Annotated in this window: 8 protein-coding genes; 6 read left to right on the plus strand and 2 right to left on the minus strand. The window is 61.5% G+C overall.

Translation table 11 applies throughout. The features are described from left to right. Positions 1-2: 2 nt before the first annotated feature. Complete coding sequence (locus L593_RS06110; protein WP_081638656.1) at positions 3-4,733, minus strand: DEAD/DEAH box helicase; 4,731 nt, start codon at positions 4,731-4,733, stop codon at positions 3-5. A 186-nt stretch (positions 4,734-4,919) separates the two neighbouring features. Here L593_RS06110 and L593_RS06115 point away from each other — a divergent pair, with 186 nt between their 5' ends. The 6 genes from L593_RS06115 to L593_RS06140 all read left to right on the plus strand — a co-directional run bounded on the left by L593_RS06115 (position 4,920) and on the right by L593_RS06140 (position 12,235). Beyond that, entirely contained in the window at positions 4,920-9,083 is a 4,164-nt protein-coding gene (locus L593_RS06115; protein WP_081638657.1) for a DEAD/DEAH box helicase, read from the plus strand. Next, positions 9,028-9,498, plus strand: a complete 471-nt coding sequence (locus tag L593_RS06120) for a phospholipase D-like domain-containing protein (RefSeq protein ID WP_187292643.1) — start codon at positions 9,028-9,030, stop codon at positions 9,496-9,498. Before L593_RS06115 ends, L593_RS06120 begins: the two co-directional genes overlap by 56 nt. Before the next feature lie 121 nt (positions 9,499-9,619). Further along, entirely contained in the window at positions 9,620-10,615 is a 996-nt protein-coding gene (gene twy1, locus L593_RS06125) for a 4-demethylwyosine synthase TYW1 (protein WP_020446072.1), read from the plus strand. Positions 10,616-10,687: 72 nt separating this feature from the next. Beyond that, positions 10,688-11,242, plus strand: a complete 555-nt coding sequence (locus tag L593_RS06130; protein WP_020446073.1) for a GNAT family N-acetyltransferase — start codon at positions 10,688-10,690, stop codon at positions 11,240-11,242. A 72-nt stretch (positions 11,243-11,314) separates the two neighbouring features. Further along, positions 11,315-11,800 (plus strand): DUF5810 domain-containing protein, encoded by a 486-nt coding sequence (locus L593_RS06135; protein WP_020446074.1) that lies wholly within the window; start codon positions 11,315-11,317, stop codon positions 11,798-11,800. A gap of 21 nt (positions 11,801-11,821) precedes the next feature. Further along, positions 11,822-12,235: a DUF5809 family protein gene (locus L593_RS06140; RefSeq protein ID WP_020446075.1), complete on the plus strand. Its 414-nt coding sequence runs from the start codon at positions 11,822-11,824 to the stop codon at positions 12,233-12,235. 3 nt (positions 12,236-12,238) lie between these two features. Here the strand turns inward: L593_RS06140 and L593_RS06145 are convergent, their stop codons facing one another. Then, positions 12,239-13,306 (minus strand): sensor histidine kinase KdpD, encoded by a 1,068-nt coding sequence (locus L593_RS06145; protein WP_187292644.1) that lies wholly within the window; start codon positions 13,304-13,306, stop codon positions 12,239-12,241. Positions 13,307-13,352: the final 46 nt, after the last annotated feature.

The following is a 13,352-nucleotide window of genomic DNA, read 5'->3' on the forward strand; positions in this document are numbered from 1 at the left end:
GGTCATGGCGTTTGTCCTACTGCCTCCGCGAGCAGCGTCCTGTTCAGCAGGTCGTTGTCCAGATACGTAGCTGGTGTCCGCTCGATCAAGAGACAGTTCTCACAATAGCCGCTACATTCGTCACAATCAATCACGTTTCGGACCTCGTCGACGATAGCGTCCAAGTGTCGGTCGACCTGTGTCGCAATCCCGTTGCCACCCTGCCGATTATCGACGATGTAGACGCGAATCTCGTCGCCCGTCGCCGTCACCTTCACGCGGAAATCGTCTTGATCACTCTGGGTTTCGACGGCAACCGCTTTCGTTAACGCTTGTTCTAAGCTGATGAACAGTTGGGGCCACACTGCCTCGTCTTCCTGTTCCAACGCCTCATCCGGAAGTCGATCAGCCACCGCTGCCTGGTCGAACGTGAGACAGATCCCCTGTGTTACGTACTGCTTCCCGACAGGCGCGTACCGGGCATCGTCGCTGTCAGGAATCCGTGCTTCAGACCGTTTGATCTCTTTCCCGGATCCCATCGTGTGCCGCCGCTCGAATACCGGGATAAAGTCAATCACATCGTAGCCGCCGACCGCTACGTCACAGGAGAGGCCGAATACCGTGGTTTCTTCGCCTGCGGTTCTTTCGCCACGACTCGTGACGTGGGTCGTCATGATGGGCGAGGTACTGTATAAATCTTCGAACTGGTGGGCTTTCCGACAGTTGACTGCCTGAACGCCGTGGACTGAAATCGCATCTAACGGGTTGCCGCAGTGTGGACATTGCTCTGCTGCTGTCCGGTAGCTTTCGAACGGCCGGGTACAGTCCTCGTTGGTGCAAATCGCCACCGTCTGTAACGGTTCCTTCGTGCCTTCGACGTCCGACACCAAGTAGGTTGAGCCGTACAGGGTCATCACTGCCCCTCGCTCATTTTCCTCACCAGGGTAGAAGTCGTAGAGGCGGCCGTCACCTTGGAACGAGATGCTTTCACTGCTGCCTTCGAACTGGACAGGGAACTGTTGGCCGAACTCGCGATAGTTCGCCAAGTAGCCCAGTCGGTTGAGCCAGGAATCCAATCGGTCATTCCCGTTTCGCACGTCGTCGAGATCGGTGCTGTCACTGAAGCTGCGGAACTGGCCACAGGTTTGCTGTGTCCGTTGCCGGAAACTCACCGGGCCGTCACTGTTGAAAACCGCGTCGAAGACCTCCAAACCACGTTGCCCGAACACGGCCCCGATATGGTCCCGTAACCGGTCCGTCACGTCGTCGCGGACAAAGGTGCGTAGCTCGTCAAGGTTGGCTTCCACACGGTCGGCGAACTCGGCCACAGAGTCGACCGACTGATTAATCTGGTAGGTCTCCTCGAACGTGTCACTGGGATGCGGGTTGCGGGCGAGATAGGCGACGACTTCGGTCACTACGTGGCCGGCCAGGACTTCGTCGAAGTCGAACGGGTCCGGAACACGGACAGGGTCGAAGCTGCCGAAGAAGCGATCCAGGTCGTCGTAGTAGTGTGCGTCGACAGGATGGGTGCCGCGGACCGTGGTGGCTACCAAGGATTCGCTGCCGCGCGTCCGCCCGGTGCGGCCGCTGCGTTGCACGTAGTTAGTCAAAGTCGGCGGTATCCCGACCTGTGCCACTGAATCCAAGGTGCCGATGTCCACACCGAGTTCCATCGTCGGAGTCGCGCTGACGATGTTGATGTCCGGATCTGATTTCCGGAACCCCTCCTCAATGGCGCTCCGAAGTGTCGGTGGGACGTCCCCCTTGTGGATTCCTACCGTGATGAAGTCCAACTCCATCATCTCGACCGTGTCGCGCGGTACCGGTGGCCCTTCACTCGGGATGAGAGGCGCAAGGATATCGTGGCCCCAGTGATCGACCGGGTACTCCCAGTCTGTCTCGACGTCTGCCCAGCCGAGGAGGGTCATTGAGCCGTCGTCCTCGACACGGAACCGTTGGTGGACGTCGACCGTATTTCCGCAGGTCGGGCAATGGTCAAGGCCGTCATCGTGACGGGGAACAGGTGACGCCGTGTAACAGTCGTTGCAGAACGTTACCTGGGGAACCAGTTGGAGGTCCGTCTTACTCGCGTAGTCGTGGACGGTGAAGATACCGCCGCCGACATCACTATAGCCGTCACGTGCTTCCAGACCGTCAATTTGGTCTTCGATGTACTCGAAGACATCGTCCTCAGTTGCTTCATCCTTCCCCGCGTTGAGTATCGTGTCCCGTACGCCATCCCACGTTTTGAGTTCAAACACGTCGCCGTCTAGCAACCCCTGCAACACGTCGTCGACAACCTCGTCGATTTCCTCTTCGGTGAATCGTGTCTCAGACTCGAGCTTGTTGACCAACCGCTCCCGGGTGTATCCCTGGAACTTGATTCCGTGTTTCTGGAACTGGGGCGGGAACCGGCTGACGAAGAGATTGAACACCTCGTGGCCGATTGCCGCGGTCTTCGGATCGGGACAGGTGTGGACCCATGCAGGGGTGACAAGCGCTGCTTCACGGAGATGCTGGCACTGGGAGAGCCGTGCGTTCGGCTCGATTTCGTTCCACAGCTCAACGAGAATATCGTTCGCATCCGTTTCCCGGTCCGGTGTGTTCTGTCGCAGTGGCTGCCAGTACTTCTCCCGCAGTGTATCCAATACCGGGTAAAACAGTGACCGGGCCTCAGCTCGGCCACCTTCCTCGATCAACTGCTTCACGTACAGCGTCTCAGCGGTTAACCCGTACTCCGTCCCGATGATTTCGTTGCTGACCGATTCAGCTGTCGACCGTGAATCAGAGAAGACCAACGTCTTCTCGGACGGCATCGACCGGCACAGCGACGTCAACATGAACGAAAGCAGGGTCGGCGTCGGCACCGTGATATCGGTCAACCGGAGCCGCAACGTCGTACAGCCAGGACACGGACCGTCCGTCCCGCCGCCGTAGACCGGTTGAAACACCTCGTCGTCCTCGTCTTCGTTTTCGGTGTCGGCTTCGACGAACGGGTGGTGGCAGGTCCTGCAGAACCGGAGTTCCCGTGTCTGGTGGCCCTCGGGACAGGACCGGCCACGGGTCACTTCCTCGCATGTCTGGCACCAGTAGACCTTCCGCGGCGGTTTGGCGAACATGTGGTACTTCGCCGTCACCATCCCGGCTGCCCGGCCCAAGGCAAGCAATGCTGACACCGCTTCATCCGGGTTCGACGCACCTGCTTTCTCAATCCGGTTCACGAGGTCAGCGTAGTGTTCGAACTCAACCTCGGTGGTCGACTCGTCCATGAACCACGATGCAACAGTCGCGACTTCCGGAACCGTATCACGGATAAACTGGAACCATCTGCCGCCGAGATCGCCGTGCTCGACCACCTGTTCCGTCAAGGTATCCAGTTCCTCGGGGGCTATCCCGGGCGCAGTCCCTCCGTTCTGGACAGCTCCCGCGGTGTTGTCTTCCTGTTCGGTGTCGATGCTGTCAGCTATGGGGGCGAACACCCAGTCTCGGTGCTGGTCTGGCACCGTCAACGGGTCTGGCCCTGCCAAGAGTCCAATCTCCTCCAACGTGGTGACGGCACCGGTCAACTGTGGATAGCTGCCGCAGAACGTCTCCCGGTCAACGTCGTGGCGTTCGGTGAGGACGAGTGTTTCCACGACGTCGCGGAGTGAACACTCCGCAAACCGGTCGAAATCAGTCGCCCCGGTGACCGGGAAGTCGCGGGCGGTGAACCCGAGCTCGTTGACATCGTCTCTATCCGTCCCGGTCAGGGCGGATGCCAGGTCGCTGGGGTTCTCGATGGTGGCGGAGACCAGCGTAACCTGTGGATCATGTGCTGCGTAAAACTGTTTGAGACGGCGAGTGAGCAATCCGATACTTGACCCGGATATCCCGCTCCACACGTGGGCTTCGTCGAAAACCACGTGTTGAACTGGGCTTTTCTCCGGGCCTTGACCTAGGATATCACGGGTGGCCTCGTTGTCGCTGACGAACATATAGTCGAGCGCATCCGGGTTCGTCAGGAGGATGTCGACCCCGTCACGGATCTGCTCGCGAGTGATCTTGAGCCACGGATACGTCCAGTCATCGCTGCCCGGTGTCCCATCGCTGGTCACCCGTAAATCGTCCTGGGTGCGGGGACACTCGAGGCCACGGACGTTGGCACCGATATCCAGGTCGTAGTCACGCGGTCCGACTGCCGCCGGCGTATCCCGGTCCCAGATCCCGATGGTAACGCGGTCTTCGCGTGGTAGTTCCTGGTTCACCGTGTCAATGTAACGGAGGAACCGATTGAGCTGGTCGACACCCAGCGTCTTCATCGGATAAATGACGATCGCTTTCAACCCGTTGTCGTCCGTCGCCACACAGTCATTGAGTACTGGGAGGAAGAACGACTCCGTTTTCCCGGTCGCTGTCGGCACAGCCAAGATGTTGTCGTCAGGATCCGTCTCGATAGCCTCGATCGTGTCTACCTGGTGCTGATAGAGCGACCCGGCACGGTCCCCACCGAACAACTCGTCGACGACCGCGTCGACAACCCGTTCATCGTAGCCATACTGCTCCAGTAGCTCGGCAGCTGGCCGCTCCGCTGTGGCTGGCGGTGAGACAAATTCGAGATACGGGCCTTTGGTATCCACCAGTTCGTTTGAAACGAAGGAAGTAGCGTTGGTAACGCCTGAAATACGGTTGAGCTTGGTAAGTTTTCGATTCCACCACGTGATCTCGGAGGCGCGATCAGTGGCGGTGGCAAACGCGTTCAACGGGGATGGCATTGACCGTACGAAGGGAGAGATGGCGACCCCTCAATAAGACTTTGCGTCATTCCTCCCACACAATTCAGTTGCCGATGAGTCTTTCGTCGAGAGGCAAAGTTATTCAAATTGACCCCTGTATCTCTTCAGCATACGAATCGATGACACGTTCTCCAACTGGCTGGCGGATCATCTCCCAAGCCACGAATGCAATATAGCGACGATACAACGAACCCTGACCGTATCCCGGACGAGGTCCGTCCTTTAGTCCGCGGGATGTTGTTCAATCGCCAGCTGCTCGGCACTGATCACGACGGCGCTCCTGTGACCGATGCTGTCAAATACACGAGCGAAGCGCAGAAACGGCGGTTGGCCACCCCATATGACGGCGATGACCCGTTCGTCGACGAGATTATCGATATTTTTGGCTTCAACCCGCTCGATTTTCAGGTCGACAGCTGGCAGCTGATCAACGACTTCCATCAGCAACGACACGACACTGGGGAGCCACATGCCGCCATCCTATCGGCTCCGACCGGGTTTGGGAAGACAGAAGCATTTCTCGGCCCGCTGTACCAACAGCTGCGGAACGGTGAGCAGGACACCACGGTCATTGTCTATCCACGCCGGGCACTCCTCCAAGACCAGCTCGGCCGCATCCTGCAGCACATCCACTCCATGCGTCCCGCCGGCGAGCAGGCACCGCTCTCCGTTGGTGTCTACATGGGTGGTATGCCCTACAACGTGGAGGACGTCCGCGATGACTATTTCGAATCCGAGAACGGACGGGAGACGTTCCAATTAGCGCACTGCTGGTGCGGCGATGAAACAACGACAAACGCGTTCACCTATGACGGGAGTTCGAACTCCTACACCATTCGCTGTGAAGCGGACGATACCCACAGTTTCACCAACAACGAACTCGTCTTAAGCCGCCAGCAGATTAAGGATGGGGAAACCCCGGACATCCTGTTAACCACGTTGGAAGCGCTGGAACTCTTTGCGCTCAAACCCAACTACGACATCGTCGACGACGTTGACACGTTCGTCCTGGACGAGGTCCACCTGTACACCCGGCTTCGTGGCGCGCACGCAGCGAAGATCATTGGTAACATTAACGACATCACGGAACAGCCCCTGCTCTGGATCGGGGCGAGCGCCACCATCGATAACGCCGACCGGTTCATCCGGAAACTCTTCGACTTCCCCTCCGGCCGTTTAGCGACGGTCGACGTTCCTGAGTCCGACCTCAAACAGGACCACGACGACCAGGAGCACTACTACTTCCTGTTATCACCGGAGGATGGGCCGGGTGCCTCCTCCATGATGATCCAGCAACTGTTGTTGATCGGGCACGGCCTCCTTCGCGACACCGACGGCAACGAGGGCAAAGCCCTGTCCTTCATCGACAGCATCAGTCAGGTCAATCAGAAGAACGACCAGCTCGACGACGCCGAACGCGGCGACGGCCAAGGCGAGCCACCCTTGTGGCACCACCATACCGATCGGTCGCCGCGCGGCCAGCAACCGGCTAATCCGGAAGCCGATTGGGCCGACATCGCCGACGCCATGGGCTACGACTTCATCGAGGATCGCGCCCTCGACTTCCTCCCCGTCTACTCCCAAATCGGGTTCGACGCGGAGGACGCCGCTGACAGCGATATCTTCCTATCAACCTCGTTCCTCGAAGTCGGTATCGACATCGGGGAGATCAAGCACGTCACCCAGTACCGGACCCCGCAGAACCTGTCCTCCTTCGTCCAGCGGACCGGCCGCGCCGCCCGGGAAGAAGGCATGGACGCCCACATCTTCGTCTTCCTCTCCAATCTGACGAACGATGCCAACATGTTCTACCGGGCGGACCGCTTCCTCAGCTCCGAACTCCGCACCCCCCTCAAACCAGACAACGACGTTATCGAGTGGATCCATACTACCCTCAACACCTACTACACTCGAGCCAGCGACATCGATGATCGTCGTATCCGCCGCGGTGAAGAAGCAACTTTCCTTGAGGAATTCCTCACCCAGGACAAGCAATACCAGGAGTTCTACCAGTTGCTGCTCAATCCCAGCGACTTCCTCCTCGCTGAATTCGGCATCGACGAAACCGTCGAACCCCTTACCACGGAGGCAGGAATCGAAACCTTCCGTGACATTATCAACCGACGGGAAGCCGAGCTGGAAGAGGAGTTCGCGGAGGTCGAAGACCTGATCAATATCGACAGCGGTGACATCACCCGCAGCGATAATGCATTCGAACAGTACGTCGACGAAGTCAGGCAACGCACCCTCGAAGTCATCAGCCACTACGTCGAGATTGTCGATCAGTACCAAGACCACGTCGACGGTGGCGATGCCCCTGACCTCGTTGACGACCTGAACGAGCTCTACGACGAATTCGAGGAGCTACGCGAGGAGGCCCGTGACGGCTACCGCGGTGCTGAGACCGAACGCGTCGAACAGTATGAACAGCTCTTCGGCAGGATCATCTCCGCAGTCGGCGACCTCACGGGGCTTCGCGCACAGGTCAACATCCACATCGATGACCGGCCCGAGGATGTCTCCCTTGACCGGATCACTGATCTCAGTGACGCCGTCGAGATCCTAGGTTCAATCGCCGGTGACGGCCGACTCGAGGAGAACATCGACGAACGCTACCAGATCAACTACCTACGCCGCGTCCTCGACCAACTCGGAGAGTACCGCGATCTTGAACGAGACCCTGACAACCGGGTGAACCGGCCGCATATGAGCCTCCACTACGTGAAGCATTTGCTCCGTGCGGCCTATTACCTCCACCGCTACCTCCAGGTCACCGACCGAACCTACAGTGACGAAATTTGGTACGTGCCTCCGTCGTACTTCGACAACAGCGGCCAGTTCTTCACCGTTGTTGATCCTGATGGATTCGACGACGAGGAAACCATCGATAGTCTCGTCCACACTAATGCACCGTACCGCAGTGAATTCCAAAACGAATCCACCAATCTCCACGTCTTCCTCCCTGAGACCGAGGTCGAGAGCTACGGGGAACAGCCGACGGGCAATGAGGTCCAGTTCGACTTCAGCGACATCCCCGGCGACCAGCGGAACGGGATGCTGGTCCCGGACTCCATCCAGCTCACAGAAATCCCTGACGTCACCGGGCAACGCGCGCTCAACATCGTTGCCTACTGCCCGCAGTGCCTCACCTTGCTTGATGATCAACGGTGCGTCCGGCACAACGAGATTGCGTGGGGCAAGGTCCATGCCGAACCCCAGGTCCGGACCGTCGCCCGCGACACCGACGTCGAGGCCGCGACCGGCAGCCTCGCGCTCGCCGGACTCCGCGGCCAAGTCACCCTGGATGGAGTCTCTCTCGACATCACACCGGCCCGGCCGATGGGTGACATGGGCATCCAGTTCACCGGTGACGACCGCATCCAACGCGAAATCGACAGCCCGGACACGCCGCTCGGCTTCGACCTGAAGACCCGCGGCCTAATCTACGATCTCACCGACTTCATCGACTACGTCGAGGACAACGAGGACCTCATCGCTGACGTCGCCCGGTACAAGAACCTGGACGGGGTCCCGATCGACGAATTAGCGTACCATACAGCCGCTCACTTCTTCCTCCACTTGGTCGCGGACGTCGGTGGTGTCAACCCGTCCATGCTGTTCTACGGCCTGGATCCCGAGGAAGGGATCGTGTTCATCTTCGAACGGACGGAAGGTGGCCAAGGGATCGTCGACCTCGTTTATGACGAACTGGAGAACGATCCCGGCACTCTGCTCGAATCACTGGTCCGTATTACCTACAACACGCAGGTCATCAACGAACAACTCTGGGCAAATCCCGATTTCGTCGAGGACCTACCTGAGCGCGGCGTCGATGAAGACGCTGTCCAACACTGTGTAGACACGCATCTCGACGAGCAGCTTGACATGGTCTTTCCCGAAATCCGGGACGAAGTGGTGCAGGAGGTGTTGTCGACCTGTGACCGGGCCGCCCAGCTCAGCGACGAGGAAAGCATCCCTCTCCGTGACGCCTACACCGTGAAGCACACCGTGGCGGATGCCCAGCTGGATGGCGCCGATACGTTCCCTGAGGGACGCGTTGATGCACTCAACGTTGACCTGGATGAGCTGCACCGTATCGAATCACTGTTCTTCTCCCCGGATATCGACGGCTGTGTCGAAAACCTGCACACCGGGGAATGCATCTCTGGCCACGATCAAGAGGAAGTCCTGAGCCACGTCTTGTTGCAGGAACTCCGCCACCACCTCGTTGACTTCGTGGACACCGACGACGCTGTCGATGAAATGTTTGACCGTGAGCAAGTTCCCGCAGGAGAAATCAATGACACGAGCATTTACTTTACCTTCTAACGAACTCGCCTACTTCATCGGGTACACCCTGATCCACGCCGACAGGGTCGTTCTCGTCTCGCCGTGGCTGAGCGACGTCGAACTCCGCTTCCCGGTGAACGACCAGACTTCCAGCCGCGAACTCCTGCTCTCCAAAGCCGTCGCCGAACTCACCGACACTGACATCACTTTCCTCATCAACGGCAACGAAGACCACAACGACTACATCAAATCCCGTGTCGAACGGAACGCCGAAGTCGTTGACGTCCCCGACCTCCACGCCAAAGCCGTCATCACTGACGACTGGGTCTACGCCGGCTCCGCCAACATCACCCGCCGCGGCCTCCTCGTTAACCGCGAGCTCTGCAAAATTGTCACCAACACCCACCCAGACGCCAATACTTACGTCGAAGAAGAGCTCAGCGTGGACCTATGAAAACTGCCATCAATTATCGCAATTACTATTGGAAAAGCTGTATCCACGGGAGGAAAGTTCAGTTAAAAAAAATAGCCAGCCCAAACCCGCTGCTTTTGCCGGCTGCGGTCAATGATGGGCTATGAGCGACGCGGACGGGCCCAAGCAGGTCGACGACCCCGACTATCACAACGTCAACCACACGGCAGCGCAGACCTGTGGGTGGACGAAGAACGCACTTACAGGAGATGGAACGTGTTACAAGCACGCCTTCTACGGCATCCGCTCGCACCGATGCATCCAGATGACGCCTGTCGTCAAGTGCAACGAGCGCTGCGTCTTCTGCTGGCGCGATCACGCCGGCCACGCCTACGAACTCGAGGGCGTCGAGTGGGACGACCCCGAGGCGGTCGTCGACGCCTCGATCGAACTCCAGCGAGAACTCCTCAGCGGCTACAAGGGCAACGACAACGTGCCCGACGACCGCTTCGAGGAGGCGGTCGAACCCCGCCACGTCGCGATCTCGCTCGACGGCGAGCCGACGCTGTATCCCTACCTCCCCGAACTGATCGAGGCGTTCCACGACCGCGGCCTCACCACGTTCCTCGTCTCGAACGGCACCCGTCCGGAGGTGCTCGCGGAGTGCGACCCGACGCAGCTCTACGTCTCCGTGGACGCGCCGGATCGCTGGACCTTCGACCAGACCGTCAAGGCCGTCGAGGACGGCGCCTGGGAGCAGTTGATCGACACGATGGACGTCCTCGCTGAAAAGGACGAGACGCGGACGGTCCTCCGGACGACGCTCGTCGACGGCCACAACATGCGCGATCCGGACTGGTACGCCGCCTTCTACCAGCGAGCGGATCCGGACTACGTCGAACTCAAGGCCTACATGCACGTCGGGCACTCCCGCGGCCGGCTGGATCGCTCGAACATGCCCGAGCACGAGGACGTGGTGGCGTTCACGGAGGACGTGATGGAGCACATGCCCGAGCACGACGTGCTGAAAGACCGACCGCCGTCGCGGGTCACCCTGATCTCCCGCGAGGAGGACACCTGGGTGCCGAAGCTCCAGGCCGGCGCCGAGTTCTGGAACGCACCGGATCCGAGCGAGCGCGCCGCGGTGACCGACGACTGAGACGACGGTGACGCGCGAGCGCTCAGTTCGCTCACCGCTGGCTCTTTACTCCGCGACGCCGTACGCCTCGCCGTGACCGTCACGCCCGAGGACCAGGGAGTCCGCATCCGTCCCGTCGAGCGGGCGGACCTGCTCGCCGTCCACCGGATCGAGCGGGCGGCGTTCTCCACGCCCTGGCCCTTCGAGGCGTTCGAGCGGTTCGTGGACGCGCCGGGCTTTCTCGTCGCCGTCGAGGAGCCCGAGGGCGCGGTAGCAGCCAGCGCCGAGGGCGGCGAGGCGACGGGCGTCGGGGACGGGGCGGCCGACCGTGAGGGCGTGATCGGCGACGGCGGCGTGATCGGCTACGTCGTCGCGGAGGTGACGCCGAACCACGGCCGCGCCTTCGGGCACGTCAAGGACCTCGCCGTCCACCCGGAGCACCGGCGCCGCGGGATCGCGAGCACGCTCCTCGAGCGCGCGCTCGTCACGCTCGCCGGCGAGGGCGCGACCTCCGTGAAACTCGAAGTCCGGGAGGACAACGAGGCCGCTCAGGCCCTCTATCGCGAGTTCGGGTTCGCGCCGATGCGCCGCCGCGCTGGCTACTACGAGGACGGCACGGACGCGCTCGTGATGGCCCGGGAGCTGTAGCCCGCTCCTGGCTGGACCGAGTGACCGCCCCGGAGCTGTAGCCTTTTCACCGCTGGACTCGGACGACCTGACATGGCCTACGCCTGCCCGGTCTGTGAGACCCTCGCGCCGGACGGCGAGCACCTCGCACACCACCTAGCGATCGTCGCAATGACCCGGGGCGGCGACCACGAACGCTGGCTCGACGACCACGCCGCTGGCTGGCGCGAGGAGGGACCCGAGGCACTCGCCGCGACAGCGACGGAGTACGCCGAGACCGTCGAGCACGAACTCGCCGACGAGAGCGCGGGCGAGCACCCCGACGTCGGACACGATCACGGTCAGACCGGCGGAGCGGGCCACGCGGATAGGGTGAGCCAGATCGGCGGCGCGGAACCCCCGGCCGCAGACAACGAGGAGACGGCTGCCGTCCTGGCCGAGGCACGGGAGATCACCCAGCGGATGCTCGGCGAGGACGAGGCGTCCGGAAGCGAGAAGCCCAACGGCGAGACGTCGGGCAACGAGGAAAACGACGACGAGCGAGGCGAGGGTCCGGCGGAAACCGACACCGACGAGTAGCACGACCTGCCAGCCTCGCGCATGGAGACGATCGGACGGCTCACGCCGACGGACCCCGAGGACGCCCGGGCGGCCTACGAGGAACTGGCGACGCCGGCCTCCGTCGTGACCAAGGAGGTCGCCCGAGCGCTCGACGTCGAGGACATCCAGGAGCGCGTGTCGCCGGAGGTGATCGTGACCGCTCGGGACGCGATCTTCGCCTCGACGCTCGCGGTGACGGTGGGCACGCGCGAGGAGTTCGAAGCGTGGCGCGATGAGTTCGACGGCGAGGTGTTCGAGGCGGGGAACGAGAACGTGGACAGCGTCGTCTGGCACGCTTTCGACGGCGAGGGCGTCGCAGCGACGTTCCACGAGGAGCGCGACGCGGCCGTGGCGACGCTGCGCCGGCAGGCGTTCAACCGGCTCTATCGCGACCTGTTCTATCCCGAGGCGTGACGGTCAGGTCGCGGTGGGCATCACGATCGAGGCGATCGTCCCGCTCGGCTGGTTCGACGCGAACCGGAGTTCCCCGTCGGACTGCATCGCGATCCAGTAGACGAGCCAGAGCCCCAGCCCGGTGCCGTGTTCGAGGGTGGTCTCGGCGGGATTGAACAGGACGTCGGTTTCCACGGCGGGGATGCCCTCGCCGTCGTCGGCGACCTCGATCGCGACGCCACCGGCGACCTCGCGACACGAGACGGTGATCTCGACGTCGGCGCCGTTGTGGACGGCGGCGTTCTCGAGGAGTTCGTCGACGGCGAGCGGGAGGGCGACGTGAGCGACCGCCAGCGGTGGATCGGTACACTCGATCGTGGGCGTCGCATCCGGGTACTCGGTCTCGAACGCTTCGACGCGCTCGGCGAGGAACCGGGGGAGATCGAACTCCTCGGTCGCGTCCTGCTCCCAGACGTCGGAGATTTGCTGGGCCTCACGGCTCGTCTCGAGGAGGTGTTCGAGGTGCTCCCGCGCGATCCGGACGTCCTCCGCGCTGGCGCCCGCCCCGTCGGAGCCGTCCTCGAGGTGACCGAGGACGATCGTGACCTCGTTCCGGAGGTTGTGTCGGAGGACGCGCTGGTTGACCGTGAGTAGCTTGGTGAGTGCCTGGTTGCGGTCGAAGGCCTCCCGGAACTCGACGGCGTACACGTTCGCTTGACCGCCGACAGCGGCACCGAGGACGCCGGCGAAGATGACGACGAACTGGGCGTCCTCGACGTGCCCCTGCTCGTAGTGCCAGATGAGGACGATGGCGTTCGCCAGCAGGACGAAGGCCACGACGAACACGGCGGTGTTGCGGAGGGCGTCGACGGCACCGGCCCGCGAGAGCGAGCGATCCGGCAGTTCGTAGCCCGTGTACAGGACGGTCGTGGAGAGCGTGAACAGGATCAGCCCCTCGAGACCGGTGCCCAGCCCCTCGCCTTCGGTGAGGAGGTGACCGATCGCGACCGCCACCCCGGCGATGCCGAGCGCGTAGAAGCCCCAGCCAGGCGGGACCGCAGGCAGACGGGACGACCGCCGGTCCCCATTCATTACTGCAGGTCGCAACCCCAGCACCTTCAACGTTCTACCCGAAATC

This window comes from Salinarchaeum sp. Harcht-Bsk1 (genome assembly GCF_000403645.1).
GTDB lineage: Archaea > Halobacteriota > Halobacteria > Halobacteriales > Salinarchaeaceae > Salinarchaeum.

Excerpts from the sequence above, each read along its gene's own strand:
- L593_RS06135 (WP_020446074.1), top strand. The coding sequence starts at position 11,315 with ATGGCCTACGCCTGCCCGGTCTGTGAGACCCTCGCGCCGGACGGCGAG.
- L593_RS06145 (WP_187292644.1), bottom strand. The coding sequence starts at position 13,306 with ATGAATGGGGACCGGCGGTCGTCCCGTCTGCCTGCGGTCCCGCCTGGC.
- L593_RS06140 (WP_020446075.1), top strand. The coding sequence starts at position 11,822 with ATGGAGACGATCGGACGGCTCACGCCGACGGACCCCGAGGACGCCCGG.
- L593_RS06110 (WP_081638656.1), bottom strand. The coding sequence starts at position 4,733 with ATGCCATCCCCGTTGAACGCGTTTGCCACCGCCACTGATCGCGCCTCC.
- twy1 (WP_020446072.1), top strand. The coding sequence starts at position 9,620 with ATGAGCGACGCGGACGGGCCCAAGCAGGTCGACGACCCCGACTATCAC.
- L593_RS06115 (WP_081638657.1), top strand. The coding sequence starts at position 4,920 with ATGCAATATAGCGACGATACAACGAACCCTGACCGTATCCCGGACGAG.